This window comes from Methyloversatilis universalis EHg5, assembly GCF_000378945.1.
Lineage (GTDB): Bacteria > Pseudomonadota > Gammaproteobacteria > Burkholderiales > Rhodocyclaceae > Methyloversatilis > Methyloversatilis universalis_A.
On sequence record NZ_KB900539.1, the window covers coordinates 1,586,258 to 1,603,413 of the forward strand.

Below are 17,156 nucleotides of genomic sequence, written 5' to 3' on the forward strand. Positions count from 1 at the left end.
TGCGGCATGTGCGCCGCACGGCGTACGACCTTCTGTCAGCGGGTGGACAATCCGGTGCGGCGCATCCTCTCATCAACTGCAGCGAACGGTGTCCGTGTGCGGCCGCTCGTCATGGCGTGCGCGCTTGCGCTTTTCATGTTGCCCGGCTGGGTGCTGGCGGGCGGCACCGTGCGGCTGGTGGCCGCCGAAATGTCGCCCTACATCGGTCCGACCCACGCGCGCGAGGGCTATGTGGCGGAGCTGGTGCGCGCCGCGTTCGAGCGTGCCGGCTACCGGGTGGAACTGCGTTTCTATCCGCTCGCGCGGGCGCGCAGCATGGCAGCGGCCGGTCAGGCGGACGGCCTGTTGCCGGTGTCCGACAGCCGCTCGCTGGAGGACGATTTCGTGCTGTCGGCGCCTTTCCCGGGCGCCAGCGGCGGTTTGCTGAAGAAGCGCACGCTGAAGCTGTCTTACCCGGCAGATGCGCCCGGCAAGCCGCTCGATACGCTGCGCGCGCTGTCCGGGCTGCGCTTCGGTGCGGTGCGCGGCGCTTCGGTATCGCAGGCGTTCGATCAGGCTGATTTCCTGAAACGGGACTACGTGGACCGCGACCTGCAGAATCTGGACAAGCTGGCGCTGGGTCGCATCGATCTGATGGTGGTCGATAAATTCCGCGCCAGCGATCTGATGATCCTGCACCGCCCGCACCTCATCGGTCAGCTGGAATTCCTGAATCCGCCGCTGTTTCGCAGCGACTTCCACATTGCGTTCTCACGCAAGGCGCCGAACCATGATCGCCTGCTGGCCGATTTCAACCGCGGCCTGTCGGCTCTGGTTGCAGAAGGGCGGATAGACGACATCCTGCTCCGTCATGGGCTGAGCGTGCGCAAGCCGGTGGTTTCGGGTCGCGAAGTGCTCACGATCGCTACGGTGAACAATCCGGACATGCTGCTGATGCGCAAGCTGTCGGAGGAATTCGTGCGCCAGAACCCGGGTGTGCGCATCGAGTGGCGTGTGCTGGACGAGAACTCGCTGCGCACCCGGCTGATGACCGATCTGGCCACCGCCGACGGGCAGTTTGACGTGATGACCATCGGGTCCTACGAGGCGCCGATGTGGGCGGCGCGCGGCTGGCTCACGCCGTTCGACGACCTGCCGCCGGCCTATGGCGTCGACGACCTGCTGCCACCGGTGCGCGAAAGTCTGACCCATCGCGACCGGCTGTACGCACTGCCCTTCTATGCGGAAAGCTCGATGACCTATTACCGGCGTGACCTGTTTGCGCGCGCCGGGCTGACCATGCCGGCGCAGCCGGGTTGGGCTGACATCCAGCGCTTCGCCGCGGCACTGCACGACCCGGCGGCCGGCGTGTATGGCATTTGCCTGCGCGGGCGGCCCGGCTGGGGCGAGAACGTGACCTTGCTCACTACCATGGCCAACAGCTTTGGCGGCCGCTGGTTCGACGAGAACTGGAAGCCTGAACTCGACAGCGAGCCGTGGCGCGAGGCGGTGCGGCTGTATGTCGATCTGCTGCGTCGCTACGGCCCTCCGGATGCGCATCTGAACGGCTTCAACGAATCGCTGGAACTGTTTGCGCGCGGCAAGTGTGCGCTGTGGGTGGATGCGACCGTGGCGGCCGGCATGCTGTACAACCCGAAGACCTCGAAAGTGGCCGGCCAGCTCGGCTATGCGGCGGCGCCGGTCGCCCGTGCGCGCGAAGGCGCGAACTGGCTGTGGGTGTGGGCGCTTGCGGTGCCGGACACTTCACCGAACAAGGCACTGGCCAGGCGCTTCGTGCAATGGGCCACGTCTGCTGACTACATACGGCTGGTGGCCGCACGGGAGGGCTGGGTGGCGGTCCCGCCGGGCACGCGGCAGTCGACCTACGGTCAGCCTGCCTACGCAGCCGCGGCACCGTTCGCACGCTTCGTGCATGAGGCGGTGCGGAGTTCGAACAACCAGCTGCCCGGCCGCCATTACCGCGGCGTGCAGTGGGTGGGCATTCCTGAGTTCCCGGCCATCGGCCATGCCTTCGGCGCCGAGATCGCACGCGTGCTCGGAGGCGAGCTCGATGTCGACAGCGCACTGCGCAAGTCGCAGGCCGATGTGACCCGGCTGATGAGAGATTCCGGCTACATACGGCCCTGACCGGCGCCGCGCGTCAGGTGCCGGCGTCCGACCGGGGGAGCGGCAGAGTCTGCAGATGGGCCAGCGCGGCGTCGAAATCGTAGCGGTGGGTGGCCCGGGCGATGTCTTTCAGCCGGCCATGCAACTGCGGTGGCACAGGCCCGGCCAGCAGGCTGTCTATCACGTCCAGTGCATCGCTGTCGTTGCTGGTCAGCAGTGTCCTGAGGCGGCTCAGTTCTGCTTGCATGAGCGCAGGGTCCATCGGCTTGCCGTGACGGTCCAGATAGTGGCGGACCGCGTCGCGCGTAGCGCTGAGTGTCGTTGCCACACATTCGGCCAGCTCGGCCGCCTGTTCCGTTTCGTTGGCGCGGCAGGCCTGTTCGAGCCGGTCCGACAGCGCATGCAGCGCGTGCGCACCAAGTGAGCCGCAGCTGCCGCGCAGCCGGTGGGCCAGCTGCCGCAGGCGCTCGATATTCATGTCGGCCCGGCTGCTTCGCAGTTCGTCCAGCGTCGGGTCGGCACTGTCGAGGAAGAGCCCGAGTATCCGCAGATAGGTGCTTTCCTTGCCGCGCAGGGCGTGCAGCGCAGTGCCGGGGTCCAGCAGTGCACCGTCGTCGGGCGACGGCGAACCTGCCGTCGACGTGTCGGTATCGACCGGCGGCCGTCCCGACAGGGCGCGCAGCAGCGCGTCGATCAGGGCGTCCACATCCACCGGCTTGGTCACGTGGTCGTTCATGCCGGCCGCACGTGTCTGCGCTCTTTCGTATTCCATCGCACCGGCGGTCATCGCGATCACCGGCAGATCCTCCAGCCCGGGGCGCTTGCGAATGGCCAGCGTGGCGGCCAGTCCATCCATTACCGGCATCTGCACGTCCATCAGCACGCAGTCGAAGCGCTGGCGATCCAGCTGATCCAGCGCTTCGCGGCCGTTGTCGGCCACGCTTACCTGCATGCCGAGATTGCGCAGCAGTTCGATGCCCAGTTCCTGGTTGATTTCGTTGTCCTCGACCAGCAGCACGCTGCGTCCGCGCAGGGCGGCTGCGTCACTGCGGCCGAAACTGCCGGCGACGCCAGGGGCGCCGCTCGGCAAGGGCGCGCGGCCGAAGGCTGCGATCAGCGCGTCATGCAGCGCAGACAGACTGACTGGCTTGCTCAGCACGCCGGCCAGCGCCAGGTCTCGGCCGGCGGAACGCACCTCCTCGGCGTCGTGCACGCTCACCATGATGACCGTGGGCGGCCGGGCCGGGCCCTGCATGGACTGGATCTGCCGGGCCAGTTCGATACCGTCCATGCCCGGCATGCGCCAGTCGCTCACCAGCAGATCGAACGGCGGCCGTCCGGCGATCACTTCCAGTGCCGCGGCGGCCGAGGTCGCGCGTTCGGGCAACAGACCGAGGTGGGCGAGGTCGCGGCACAGGATGTCGAGCGCATCCGGGTTGTCGTCCACCACGAGCACCTTCCGGCCGTTCAGTTCGGCCGGCAGATGAGGGGTGCCTGTGCTGCCGGCATCGCGTCCGAGCGGGAAGCGGGCGGTGAGCGTGAAATGACTGCCCTGGTCCGGCACGCTGCGCACCTGCAGCGTGGCGTGCATCAGGTCGGCCAGGCGCTTGCTGATCGCCAGACCCAGACCGGTACCGCCGAAGCGTCGGGAAATGGTGCTGTCGCCCTGGCGGAAGGGCTGGAACAGTTCGCTGATCTGTTCCGCGCTCATGCCGATGCCGGTGTCGCGCACGCCGAATTCCAGCGTTACGCCATCGTCGTCGCGTGCCACCGGACGGCAGGACACGATCACCTCGCCGCGGTCGGTGAACTTGACCGCGTTGCCGGCAAGGTTCGTGAGGATCTGGCCCAGCCGCAGCGGGTCGCCGACGATCACGTCCGGCGTGTCGGGGGCGACGTCGAACAGCAGGTCCAGCCCCTTTTCGTCCGCCCTCAGCGCGATCACCGTGCCCAGCGAATCGAATACCCGCTCGAGCCGGAAATCGACCTGTTCCAGATCGATGCGGCCGGCTTCCACTTTCGAAAAATCCAGGATGTCGTTCAGGATGCCCAGCAGTGCCACCGCCGAACCGTTGGCCTTGCTGACGAAATTGCGCTGTTTCGGCGTCAGTTCGGTCTGCAGCGCCAGCCGTGTCATGCCGATCACCGCATTCATCGGGGTACGGATTTCATGGCTCATGTTGGCCAGGAATTCGCTGCGGGCCTGAGCGGCGCTTTCGGCGGCCAGCTTGGCGCGTATAAGCGCCTGTTCGGCTTCCTTGCGCGGCGTGATGTCGATGGCGAAGACGATGTAGTGTCCGGCGCTGCCGTCCGGCGGCGGATCGAAGAACACGCCGATCTCTATCGGAACCTGGCTGCCGTCACCGCGCAGCGCGCTGCCTTCAAGGCGCAGGCTGCCTTCGGCGCGCAGGCGCTGTTCCATCGTTTTCATGCCGTCGCGCGAGAAATCGGCCAGCACGGCGCTGGCAGGCAGGCCGATGATGCGTTCGCGGGGCCGTCCGAACAGCGTGCAGGCCTGATCGTTCACCGCGTTGAAGCAGCCGGTTTCCGCGTCTATCCACTGGATGGCAACGCCGGCGTGGTCGAGCGCGAACTGGGTTTCTTCCAGCTGCCGGTTGGCGGCTTCCAGTTCCGCGGTGCGGCTCGACACCAGCTCCTCCAGCCGGTTGCGGTGGCGCGCCAGCTCTTCTTCGGCCAGCGTGCGGTCGGTGATGTCGTTCAGCACCGTGATGTTCGGGTCTTCGGTCATCATGCCGCCGATTTCCACGATCTTGACGCTGCCGTCGCGGCAGGTCACCCGGTAGGGGCGGGCGCGTACCAGGCCGGAGGTTTGACGCGATGCTTCCAGCTCCTGCGCCCAGCCGTTCAGCACTTCGCTGCGGTAGGCCGGGTCCGGGTAGGCGAGCTGGAACCAGGTGTGGGCGTCCGGAATGTCCTTCAGCGTGTAGCCGAAAGTGTCAACGAAGCGGTCGTTCACGAACACGATGCGACCTTCGCGATCGAACAGGCTGATCGGAAATGGCAGCAGCCGGATCACCCGCTCGAAGCGTTCGGTCGAACGCGACAGCTCGGCGTTGCGCAGGCCGAGCTGGCGCACCATGGCGTCGATCGACTGGGTGAGCCGCTGCAGTTCGCCGACGAAATGCAGTTCGCCCAGCACGGTCTCCGAGTTTTCGCCGCGCGCCACATCGTTGGCATGGCGTTCGACCAGCCGCAGCGGCTGCAGCACCATGCGCTGCAGGCCGACATAGAGCGCCAGCGACAGCACCGCGTCGAGCAGCAGAATGAGCAGTACCAGGGTGATCAATGCACTGCGCAGTTCCTGGTCTACGAAGCGCTCGGTACCGAACTGGCGGACCTGACCGATGATCTGGTCCTCGAAGCGGATCGGCAGTTCGCTGACCGACAGGCCCTGGACGTCGATGTCGCCGTCGGCCCAGCGCGCTTCGCCGTCGCGACCACGCTCAAGCGTGAAGCGGGCGGTGTCCAGCTGTACGGTCAGACCATGTACCGACGGCTCGCGCATGCGGCTTTCCATCAGCTTGCGCACCTGTTCGTATTCGAGATTCCAGGCCGCCGGAGCCAGACTGATCGAAAGCTGTTCGGTGGCCAGTTGCAGTGCGCGGGTGAACTTGGCGCGCTCTCCCTGGCTGTAGCTGCGATAGGCCAGCGCTCCAGCCGCGCCCAGCAGCACCGAAACCGTGACCACGATGAGCACGATGAGCAGTGCCGCGATCGAGGTGGGGGTGTGCGCCCGGCCCTTCATGTGCGATGAGCCGCCGGCAGGCGGGGCAGCGTGTGGAGGAGGGCTGATGCGTTCATGGGCGGTCGGTTGCCTGGTGGTCGCCGGCCGGGGCGTTCCGGTCGCTGCGGGTTGGTCGCTACGACCTCTGCATTATCGGCTGATGTTGCCCGATCTTTCACCTGCACATCGCACCGGGCCTGAGAAACAGGCGATCGGGACAGGTCAGTGGTCGCACAGCGCCGCCTGCCACGCGGCCAGCTTGTGCCCGGCCGGCAGCCCGGCGTGGGCCGGGCTGGTCGAGGGCAGGCGTATCAGTTCGAGCGGCCGGAGCTGTGGCGCAATGTCGCGTCGGAACAGGCGTTCGGCGGTGCCGCCGTTGAAAGCCACCCGGGTGATGCGCGGGTGAGTGGCGAAGAAATCGGCGAAATCGTTGGCCTGGGCGCTGCGCAGATCGATGTCGGCATCCAGGCTGCCCGGGCGCTCGCAGCTCTCCAGCACGTCCCACAGCGCGATGCCGGCGCGCATCAGTGCCTGCAGCCGGGCGTCGTAAGGCTGCTCCGGGCCGGCACCGAACAGCGCGCCCATGATGGGCCAGAACTGGTTGCGCGGATGCGCGTAGTAGCGGCCGGCGGCCAGCGAGGCGACGCCGGGCATGGAGCCGAGGATGAGGGTGTGCGCGGTGGCCGGATCGGCCACCGGTGGAAAGCTGCGCAGTCGCGGCGGGGTGTCGGCCATGGGTCGGCGTCAGCGGTTGAGCACCGTGGCCAGTTCGCGCCGGTAGTGGCGGACCAGTGCGTGTTCCGAACCGAGCGCCGCGAACAGGTCCAGCAGAAAGCGGCGGCCGGCGTCGTCTTCGAAGCCGCGGTCGCGGCTCACCACTTCCAGCGCCTGTTCCATCGCCTTTTCCCATCGTTCGTCGGCAGCCAGCGCCGAAGCCAGGGCCAGCCGCGCAGCGAGGTCACCCGGATTGCGGGCGATGCGGCCGACGTAGTCGGTGTCGTCCCCCGACGGCTGGCGGCGGGCGATGGCGATGCGCGCGTACAGGGTACCGATGCGCGCGCGGTCCTCCTGTTCGTAGGGCAGGGCGTCGAGCATGGCCTGCGCCTCGTCCAGCCGGCCGAGCGCGATCAGCGCCTCCACCCGGCCGAGCACCGCCGGTTCGAAGCCCGGGTCGATGGCCAGTGCACCCTGAAACAGACCGAGTGCCGCGGTCGAATCGCCGCGAGCCAGCGCACCCTGTGCGGCTTCGAATGCCGACAGCGCAGGCGAGGGCAGCAGTGCGTCCATGAAGGCGTGCAGTTCGCGGTCAGGCAGTACGCCGGTGAATTCATCGACCACCACGCCGCCGACGAAGGCCTTCACGTTCGGGATGCCGCGTACGCCGAAGCGGCGCGCCAGTTCCGGGTTGTCGTCCGAATTGATCTTGGCCAGCCGCACCCGGCCGGCGTAGTCGGCCGCCAGCGCCTCCAGCCGCGGCGTGAGCGCGCGGCAGGGCTGGCACCAGGGCGCCCAGAAATCGACCAGCACCGGCAGGGTGTGCGATGCGTCGATCACGTCGCGCTGGAAATTGGTCAGATTGACCTCGATCACGTCGGCGCCGGGGCTGGCCGGGGCGTCTGCGGACATGTTCACTCCTTCTGGAAACCGGTTCGGCACGCGCAGCCATCCGCCGCGTGCGGATGCAATGGTACAAGGCCCGGAGGCCGCGCCGGGCAGGGCAGCCTGCTTGCGCAGCGCAACAGCCCCTAGGGCGGCCGTGCCATAGCCTTTATAATTGCGCTTTTGGCCGCACCGTCGCCGGTGCCCGCCGACCATCCCTCCGCTTCGTTCATGGCCCACATCCTCAAGCTCCGCGGCACGCCCGCCCTTTCCGCCGCTCGTCTTTCGCGTCTGGCCGACGCCTGCCGCACGGCCGCGCCCAAGCTGCGCGACCTGACGGCCACCCAGTATTTCTTCGTCGAATGTGCGGCCGAGCCGTCGGCCGAAGAGCGTGCGCGTCTGTGCGCGCTGCTCGCCGCGCAGTCGGCGGAGGCGGTCGACGGGCCGGCGCTGCTGGTGACGCCGCGCCTGGGCACGATTTCGCCGTGGTCGTCCAAGGCCAGCGACATCGCTCGCAACTGCGGTCTGGCCAGCGTGCAGCGCATTGAGCGCGGCGTGCTGTACGAGCTGACGCTGTCGCGTGGCCTGCTGGGCGGCGGCGCGCTGGACGACGCGGAGCGCGTGGCGCTGGCCGGCCTGCTGCACGACCGCATGACCGAATCGGTGTTCGGCAGCCTCGCTGACGCGGAGGCGCTGTTCAGCCACGTGCCGCCGCGTCCGCTGGTGAGCGTGTCGCTCGCGGAAGGGCGCGCCTCGCTGGAGCGCGCGAACACCGAACTGGGCCTGGCGCTGTCCGACGACGAAATCGACTATCTGCTCGACGCCTACACGAAGCTGGGCCGCGATCCGACCGACGTCGAACTGATGATGTTCGCCCAGGCGAACTCCGAGCACTGCCGGCACAAGATTTTCAACGCCAGCTGGACCATTGACTACCAGCCGCAGGACATGAGCCTGTTCGGCATGATCCGCGAAACCCACAAGGCCACGCCGCAGCACACCGTGGTGGCCTATTCGGACAACGCGGCGGTGATCGAGGGCGCGACCACCGAGCCGGTGGCCCGCTTCTACCCGGACCGCAACGGCCGCTGGGGCTGGCACGAAGAGTCCATGCACTTCCTGGCCAAGGTCGAGACGCACAACCACCCGACCGCGATTTCGCCCTTCCCGGGCGCGGCCACCGGCGCCGGCGGCGAAATCCGCGACGAGGGCGCGACCGGTCGCGGCGCGAAGCCGAAAGCCGGTCTGGCCGGCTTCTCGGTGTCCAACCTGAACATTCCAGGCTTCGAACAGCCTTGGGAACGCGTGGATGGCGAGCTGTACGGCAAGCCCGAGCGCATCGCCTCGGCGCTGCAGATCATGATCGACGGTCCGCTGGGTGCCGCGGCGTTCAACAACGAATTCGGCCGGCCGAACCTCGCCGGCTACTTCCGCACCTTCGAACTGCCCTTCATGGGCGAAATGCGCGGCTATCACAAGCCCATCATGATCGCCGGCGGCATCGGCAACATTGCCGCACGCGACGCGCTGAAGATCGAATTCCCGGCCGGCACCAGGCTGGTCGTGCTGGGCGGCCCGGCCATGCTGATCGGTCTGGGCGGCGGTGCTGCGTCGAGCATGACCACCGGCACCAATACCGCCGATCTCGACTTCGCGTCGGTGCAGCGCGGCAACCCGGAAATCGAGCGCCGGGCGCAGGAAGTGATCGACCGCTGCTGGCAGATGCAGGACGACAACCCCATTCTCGCGGTGCACGACGTCGGCGCCGGCGGCCTGTCTAACGCGCTGCCGGAACTGGCCTATGGCGCCGGTCATGGCGCCTGGTTCGACCTGCGCGCGATCAACAGCGAAGAGTCGGGCATGAGCCCCGCCGAACTGTGGTGCAACGAATCGCAGGAGCGCTACGTGCTCGCGATCGGCCCTGAGCGCATCGCCGAATTCGAGGCGCTGTGCGCGCGCGAGCGCTGCCCGTATGCGGTTTTGGGCGAGGCGACCGCCGACGGTCAGCTCACGGTGGCCGATCCGCTGTTCAATACGAAGCCGGTCGACATGCCGATGGACGTGCTGCTCGGCAAGCCGCCCAAGATGCACCGCACCGTGTCGCGCCGCCCGGCCTATGCGCCGCCGATGGACGTGGCCGGCTACGACCTGAAGGACGCCGCCTACCGCGTGCTGCGCATGCCGGCGGTGGCCAGCAAGTCCTTCCTGATCACCATCGGCGACCGCTCGGTCGGCGGCCTTACCGCGCGTGACCAGTTCGTCGGCCCGTGGCAGGTGCCGGTGGCCGACGTCGCGGTGACCTGCGAAAGCTTTTCCGGCTATCGCGGCGAGGCATTCGCGATGGGCGAACGCACGCCGGTGGCGCTGCTGGACGGCCCGGCCTCCGGCCGCATGGCGATCGGCGAAGCGATCACCAACCTGATCGCCGCCGACGTGCGCAGCTTCGAGCGCATCAAGCTGTCGGCGAACTGGATGGCGGCCGCCGGTCACAAGGGCGAGGACGCGGCACTGTTCGATACGGTGAAGGCGGTGGCGCTGGACTTCTGTCCGGCGCTGGGCCTGGCGATTCCGGTCGGCAAGGACAGTCTGTCGATGAAGACCCGCTGGTCGGACGGCGATACGCAGAAGGAAGTGGTGGCGCCGCTGTCACTGGTCATCACCGCCTTCGCCGGCGTCGAGGACGTGCGCCGCACGCTCACGCCGCAGCTGCTGATCGACCCGGAAATCGAGACCGAACTGCTGCTGATCGATCTCGGCCAGATGAAGAACCGCCTCGGCGGTTCGGCCTTCGCCCAGGCTTTCGGCGTGGTCGGCGAACACGCGCCGGATGCCGACGCTACGCTGCTCGGCCGCCTGCTGCCGGCGATCAGCCGTCTGCGTGACGCCGGCCTGGTGCTGGCCTACCACGACCGCTCCGATGGCGGCCTGTTCGCCACGCTGTGCGAAATGGCGTTCGCGTCGCATGTCGGCCTGTCGATCAATCTCGACACGCTGGCCTACGACCCGCTGCTGGTCGACGTCGATTCGCTGGCCAAGAAACCGGATGCGGTGCGCGGCCGCTTCAACGACCGCACCTTCTCGGCGCTGTTCGCTGAAGAGCTGGGCGCGGTGATCCAGATCCGCGTCGATCAGCGTTCGCAGGTGATGGACATCCTGCGCGAAGCCGGTCTGTCGGGCGTTACCCACGGCCTCGGCAATCCGAACGATCGCGACGAAATCCGCTTCTGGCACAACGCCAAGGTCATCTTCAGCGAGTCGCGCGTCGACCTGCAGAAGGCATGGACCGAAACCAGCCACCGCATCGCGCTGCTGCGCGACGACGCCGACTGCGCGCGCGAGGAATTCGCGCTGCTGGACGACAAGTCGGACACGGGCCTGTTTGCCGCGCTTACCTTCGAGCCGCAGCAGGATATCGCCGCACCTTACATCGCGAAGGGCGTGCGTCCGCGCATCGCCATCCTGCGCGAGCAGGGCGTGAACGGCCAGGTCGAAATGGCGGCCGCCTTCGACCGCGCCGGTTTCGACGCGCAGGACGTGCACATGTCCGACCTGATGGCCGGCCGCGTGAAACTGGCCGACTTCAAGGGTCTGGCAGCCTGCGGCGGCTTTTCCTACGGTGACGTGCTGGGCGCCGGTTCGGGCTGGGCCAAGTCCATCCTGTTCCATCCGGCACTGCGGGATGCCTTCGCCGAGTACTTCGCCCGACCGGACACCTTCGCGCTGGGCGTGTGCAACGGCTGCCAGATGATGAGCCAGCTGGCCGACATCATTCCGGGTGCTGCGCACTGGCCGCGCTTCGAGCGCAACCGCTCGGAGCAGTTCGAGGCGCGCTTCGCCCAGGTCGAAATCGTCGAATCGCCGTCCATCCTGTTCCGCGGCATGGCCGGCTCCAAGCTGCCCATCGTGGTGTCGCACGGCGAGGGCCGCGCGGTATTCGCTGACGAACAGGCGCAGACGCTGGCCCGCGTCGCCATGCGCTATATCGACCACGACGGCACCGTGGCCAGCCGCTACCCGCGCAACCCCAACGGTTCGCCGGCCGGCATCACTTCGGTCACCAGCGACGACGGTCGGGTCACCATCCTGATGCCGCACCCTGAGCGCATCTTCCGTACCGTGCAGATGAGCTGGCACCCGTCGCACTGGGGCGAAGACAGCCCGTGGATGCGCATGTTCAGAAATGCGCGGGTGTGGGTGGGCTGAGCCCTCGCACACAGACGAAAGGGCCTGCGCAAGCGGGCCCTTTTCGTTTCACGACTGCAGAAGACGTGCCGCCAGCCGTCGGGCCGGGAGCAATGAGCGCGTCGAATGAAAGCGCTTTCTGGTCAACCGAAAAGAAAGCCCTTCGAGCCGCCATGGCCGTACGGAGGTGATGACGCCATCGGCAGAGTCAATTGCCTGCATCTGGCTCTGCAGCCCGGGCTTCATGGCGGCGAACAGCGCCCTGATAGCCGTCTTCGGCCGGTCGGCCCGCGGACCGCCGATGTTCAGGATGCCGACATGCGCGCTGATGTGGATCCTGATGGGGAGCGGCACATCTAGAACCTGACCGTGACGCCAACCTCCGCGTACCGTCCCGGCGCGGCAAGGAATGAAGCCGAGTAATACTGATGGTCGAGCAGATTCAGGATCTTGATGTAGTAGTCGTTGTCTCCCAGGGTCTTGTTGATCTTCAAATCAACCACCCGGTAGTCCGGCAGGTTCTGGGTCCCAAAATAACCGGCGACACCCTTGACCACGTTGGTGTAATTCCCGTCGCTGCTGGCGTTGCCGCTGCCCTGGCTATACATGCTTCTCACTGGCCCGACATAATTGACGCTCAGATTGGCGGTGAGGCCGCTTCCGGTGTAATTCAATCCGTACGATGATTTGTGCAGTGGAATATCCGTTACCTGCAGATTCATCATCTTGTCATAGGCGTTCGTGTAAGAGTAGTTTGCGAATGCCCTGATGCTATTGCCAATAGTCTGGCTGAATTCCACATCGAAGCCGCGCATTTCAACTTCGGGTATGTTGAAGTACTGGGTGTGCCCGCCACCGCCGCCAGTGCCTTTGATCATGTTCGTAATGTGTCTGTTGAATCCGGTGACGCCGAAGTTGAATCCGTAGCCTGTCGAAGCCTCCAGGCCGAATTCACGGTTGAGACCTTCTTCCGGCAAGACAGTGGCGCCGAAGTAGGGAATCATCGTGCCTCCGCTGTTCATCGGAACCTGTGCGGGTGCAGACCTTTCCATCGCAGTGGGGGCCCTGAAGCTCTTGCCGATTGATGCGCGCAATGCAATACCTTCGATTGGCCTGAAGTTCAGGGCAAGAACCGGATCGTTCGATGAATAAGTGCCGGTTTGCTCCTTACGGGCGGGAGCCGTCCACCTTACGTTCTTCACGGCCACGTGATCTTCAACCGCATTGAGCCTGTAGCCCACGCTCACATCGAGTCGGCTGGTCAGGTTGGAAACGATTTGCATATAGAGGCTTCTGCCGGTGTAACGGTAGTCGCCACGGGCGTAGGTGATCGGCGGAGTGCCCGGCGGCAGCGGTGTCTGCTCGAGAAAACTCCGCTTTTCCTCCGAATATCCCCAGGTGAGCGTATTGGTCCTGCCTGCCCTGATCGTGTGCTGCAGTTCATAGCCATTCGTATCGCCATTCCAGTCGATGCGCTGGAAACCCGAGGTCGTCAGCAGGCTTTTCAATTCGGATCGATAGAGTCTCAGGCTGATGTCGTTGTTCTCGTTCAGCCTCCTGTTGTATATGGAACCAAGGTATGACTCCTTGATGGGGTCGTATCCCCAGTTGTAAGTGGGGCCGCCACCGATGGCGCCACCGCCGAAATAGTTGTTCTGCATCGTCAGCGTGCTGCCGCCACCCGGATACCCAACGCGAGCCGTTGCGTTATACCGGTTTGGCAGTTGCCTTGTTGTGTCAGAAGTCGAGCCGAATACGGTCAGCGATGTCTCCGGGCTGATATCCCATTTCAGCTTCCCGTTGAGGTATTGCGAGTCTTCGGCCGTATGGCTTTCAAATCCTCCGATGTTGTTCGGATTGTCGTTGTGGCCGTCGGTGCTGCTCTTCTTTGCTCCAAGGTAGTAGCTGATATTTTCGGTGCTTCCGGCGAGTGAGGCCGAATATGTTTCTGAACCCCAGCTTCCCTTGGCCAGCCCCACTGATCCGGAAAGCCTGCCGCTGGAGTTTTTCGTTGTAATGAATATCACGCCGCCAGGTGCGTTGCTTCCGAAAATGACGGGCGAAGGTCCTTTGAATATCTCTATCTTCTCAATGTTGTCGGTCGGGATTATCGACAGATCGATTCTGGCATCGCCACCCCCGTTGATCATCACTCCGTCGATGATGACCTTGGTGCTATTGGCATCACTGCCGCGAATCTGCGCCACCTTCCGGCCCTTCACATTGCTGCCGGTCACGTACAGCCCTGCCACATCCTTCACGGCTTCATCTACCGTTCTTGCCCCTTTGGCATTGATCTCATCTTCCGTGACAACTGTCATTTTCACGGGAATCTTGAGGGGGTTGATTCGCTCGCCTGTGATGACGACTTCGCGAAGCGTCACGTGATCAGCAGCTACGTTACTTTCTGCGGCGGCGGCGGCGGCGGGTAAGGCAAAAGCGGAAGCCAGCAAGGCCGGATTGAAAGAGAGTCTTGAGCGTTTCACGAAAGTGCTTTCCAAGCGCAGTGGCGGCCTTGTTCGGGTGTGGTCATGAAGCCAGCGTGTCAGCGGCCGGCGCAGAATCCGGGCCTTGTGCCCCTGGCGGTGGCCTCGCGTTCGCGGGAGATCTGCCGGTCGTCATGGATGCCCGGTTCCGGCATCGGCTTCTTCCGGGTGGTGTTGTGCCCGCGTTGTTCGCGTATGTCCCGCGTACGAGCCCTCCGTTGCAGCACGGGCTCTGGCTGCCACGCAGTGCCAGCGGAAACCGGCAACGGGACTCACGGCCGCGCCTGCAGCGGAAACACCCAGGGACCGCCGGCTTCCTTGTCGGCAGCTGCCAGATCGGCCTGACCCGCGGGACTGACGAGGTAATCCGTGAGCTGCCGGGCAAGTTCGCGCTGGCGCTGATTGGCCGGGTGGCGGGGGCCTGGCTCCACCACCACATAGACTCGGCGCATGGCTGGATCACCCTTGAGCAGCACCGCCATGCCCGCACTCGGCATCTTGCCGAAGGCCACCGGTATGTGGCCGACCACTGCATATCCCCGCTTGTCAGCGGCCGAACGCAGCACCTGCTGGGGCGACTCGGCGTCGTCGTACAGCTGCTGGCGCGGTCCGGGCCGCTGGCCGAGGGCGCGGAAGGCGCCGTGAACGATGGCGAAGCTGCCTGCGTCACGGAAGCCGATCAGGGGTGCGTCGGCGGCGACGATGCGGCGCAGGGCCTCGGTGATCCCCGGGGCGCCGGCTATTCCGGCTGGGTCCTCCTTGGGCCCGACGATCACATGCTCATTCATGGCCCAGGCCCGCAGCGGCGCCGCCAGACCGGCTGCCAGCAGTCCATAGGTTTCGTCGCTGCCATGAATCAGCAGCAGATCGGCCTCGCCGTTGCGAAAGACGGGTACCACGCCCTCTTTGGGCGCTGCGGCAACGGTTTCGATCCTGAGGCCGGTCGCCTTGCTGGCACGCCCGACGAGAGCAGGCCAGACACCCGAAAGCACCAGACCACCCACGACGGACACTCTTACCCGTGCCTCGTCAGCCGCGCCCTGCGCCTCGCATACCGTCGAGCAAATTGCCAGCAGGATGGCAAGTGCCTTCCGGCACGTAACCGGGAGATTCCTGTTGAAATTCATCGAAGCCCCATTTTTTGAAAATGTGTCAGTCCGAAAGGTTTTTCGAAATATATTTTTGTATATAACGATTGCCGAGTATTTATCGGTCTAGGGTGGAAGAAAATCGGGTCGATCCGCAGGTTTAAGCTGATTTAAAAAATTTCTGTAAGGTGCTGCTCAGCGCTATTCAGTACTCGACTCAGCGAAGGCTAAAGAAGCACCCATACGCCACAGCATGCCATGCGGGTTGGACGGCATGAATCGTTGTCTCCCGCTGTGCCACCTCTTTCCGCAACCTGTAATTCCGGTCAGCACTGCGCCGTCTGATTCGGGCTGCTTCGGGTTGATTCGCAGTGATATTCACCGCAAAGGAATATCCGGGTGGCGACGCCCGGTGTGACCCAAGGATGGGGGCACACGCATTGGGCGCCTGGTGTCCAGACAGCGGGCGCACACTGCCTGCCCGTTGATGCGACCGCGACCCAAGCTCCGTTCCCGCTTTACCGTGAAAATCTGAACGGTATGCCATCCGATTCAATGAACACTCCCGACAGATGCCACCCACGAAAAAAACCGTTCCTGCTGAGCGTGGATTGTGGAACGGAAATTCATATATTCGACCTGAAGATGTCTCATGGGATTTCGATTCTGTCGGACCGTCGACAAATATATCGCTATATCTTACAGTATACGACGAGAGGTGCGAGGACATCGGGTTGGTGCGTGAATATGCAAACCGAATGCCTGCGGGTGATCTCCAGATCGTCTATGGAACAAGATCACCGCTTATCCGTCGCCCGATCCGGATTGCCGGTTTTCCGCTTTTCGTTATATGTGTTCATGCATATTGCTCGCCAGAAATGACAGGCAAGCGAGCGTGTTGACCAGGGCCATGGGCCGACAGCACTTTTCATCGATGAGGACAAGCAAATGAAGAACAGACTCAAGATCGTTTCAGCAGCGTTGGGCGCACTCCTGTTTCCTTTCGCAGCACATGCCGGCGCCACCGTACTGACTCACGTCAGCTCCGCCATCGGTAGCAGTGGCGGACTTGGCGGTGCTGGCAACTACTGGAGCGACATGGTCTTTCCGGTCTACACCACCGCACAGGACGGCTGGGGCTGGGCCGGTGGCGCCGGCGGCGTCCAGGGAAGCCGGGCCATCACCAATACCGGTGGCAACGCCACGCCGGCCAACGAAGTCTTCCACTTCGATATTGGCAGTGCTGTCGATTCGCTGAACGCAAGCTACGGTGCGGGCAACTGGACGGTTGACAACGTCACCCTGTCGTTCAACTCGTCGTATGCCACGCAGAACAACTCGCGCTTCGGCGTAGGCTCAGGCACTTTCGACATCCTGTGGGTCGAGAACGACAACTGGCGGCAATCCGCCGGCACGCCAACCGACAGGCAACTCAATCCGATCTATGCATCCAGCCAGACGGATCTCGACGTCTGGGCGGGCTCCTCTGCGCTGCTGGGCTCCGAAACCTTCACCCGTGCCAGCACCACCGGGTATGTCGCCCTCAGCTACTCCCTGTCCAAGCAACAGAGCTTTGTCCAGGACATCCTTTCGGCCAGCGCTACAGGCGACAAGGCCATCTCGCTGTACCTCATGGGCACCAGCGATACGCTCGGAATGATCATCTTCACGGGTGGCCAGGCACAGGCACTTCCGACCCTGAGCTTTGACGTCATCGCTGCTCCGGTTCCGGAACCCGAAAGCTACGCACTGTTCCTTGCCGGCCTGGGCCTGATGGGTACCGTTGTTCGCCGGCGCCTCGCTGCCTGAGCCTCCATCGGCGCGGCCGATTGCCCGGGCGAGTGGTTGCAGCAACAGGGCCGGCGCACGCCGGCCCTTTGTTTTTGTTCCGCGCGTTTCTTCCCCCGATACCGCTGAGCGGGATGGTGGCCGTCACCGGAACAATCAGGA

General features: G+C 64.9%; 9 protein-coding genes. 3 read left to right on the top strand and 6 right to left on the bottom strand.

Going from position 1 to position 17,156, the window contains the following annotated elements; genetic code table 11:
• Window positions 1-111: 111 nt before the first annotated feature.
• Window positions 112-2,127 (top strand): extracellular solute-binding protein, encoded by a 2,016-nt coding sequence (locus METUNV2_RS0107405; protein WP_018228845.1) that lies wholly within the window; start codon window positions 112-114, stop codon window positions 2,125-2,127.
• Between the two features lie 13 nt (window positions 2,128-2,140).
• Here METUNV2_RS0107405 and METUNV2_RS0107410 read toward each other — a convergent pair whose 3' ends face one another.
• From METUNV2_RS0107410 to METUNV2_RS0107420, 3 genes are all read right to left on the bottom strand, one after another.
• Window positions 2,141-5,872: a PAS domain-containing hybrid sensor histidine kinase/response regulator gene (locus METUNV2_RS0107410; protein ID WP_018228846.1), complete on the bottom strand. Its 3,732-nt coding sequence runs from the start codon at window positions 5,870-5,872 to the stop codon at window positions 2,141-2,143.
• Between the two features lie 201 nt (window positions 5,873-6,073).
• Window positions 6,074-6,586, bottom strand: a complete 513-nt coding sequence (locus METUNV2_RS0107415; protein ID WP_018228847.1) for a DNA-deoxyinosine glycosylase — start codon at window positions 6,584-6,586, stop codon at window positions 6,074-6,076.
• A 9-nt stretch (window positions 6,587-6,595) separates the two neighbouring features.
• Entirely contained in the window at window positions 6,596-7,477 is an 882-nt protein-coding gene (locus tag METUNV2_RS0107420; RefSeq protein WP_018228848.1) for a tetratricopeptide repeat protein, read from the bottom strand.
• Window positions 7,478-7,681: 204 nt separating this feature from the next.
• Here METUNV2_RS0107420 and purL point away from each other — a divergent pair, with 204 nt between their 5' ends.
• Window positions 7,682-11,653 carry a phosphoribosylformylglycinamidine synthase gene (gene purL, locus METUNV2_RS0107425; RefSeq protein WP_018228849.1) on the top strand — a complete coding sequence of 1,324 codons (3,972 nt, stop codon included), beginning with the start codon at window positions 7,682-7,684 and terminating at the stop codon, window positions 11,651-11,653.
• A 48-nt stretch (window positions 11,654-11,701) separates the two neighbouring features.
• On the opposite strand, the gene METUNV2_RS0107430 is transcribed toward purL, so the two are convergent.
• From METUNV2_RS0107430 to METUNV2_RS0107440, 3 genes are all read right to left on the bottom strand, one after another.
• Window positions 11,702-11,986, bottom strand: coding sequence for a hypothetical protein (locus METUNV2_RS0107430; RefSeq protein WP_018228850.1), 285 nt, complete (start codon window positions 11,984-11,986; stop codon window positions 11,702-11,704).
• Between the two features lie 2 nt (window positions 11,987-11,988).
• The gene (locus METUNV2_RS0107435) at window positions 11,989-14,118 is read right to left on the bottom strand and encodes a TonB-dependent receptor (protein WP_026187961.1); all 2,130 of its coding nucleotides are present in this window, start codon (window positions 14,116-14,118) and stop codon (window positions 11,989-11,991) included.
• Window positions 14,119-14,390: 272 nt separating this feature from the next.
• Entirely contained in the window at window positions 14,391-15,245 is an 855-nt protein-coding gene (locus METUNV2_RS0107440; protein ID WP_026187962.1) for a substrate-binding domain-containing protein, read from the bottom strand.
• Between the two features lie 909 nt (window positions 15,246-16,154).
• Between METUNV2_RS0107440 and METUNV2_RS0107445 the strand changes: the two genes are divergently transcribed.
• Window positions 16,155-17,015 carry a PEP-CTERM sorting domain-containing protein gene (locus METUNV2_RS0107445; RefSeq protein ID WP_157281337.1) on the top strand — a complete coding sequence of 287 codons (861 nt, stop codon included), beginning with the start codon at window positions 16,155-16,157 and terminating at the stop codon, window positions 17,013-17,015.
• Window positions 17,016-17,156: the final 141 nt, after the last annotated feature.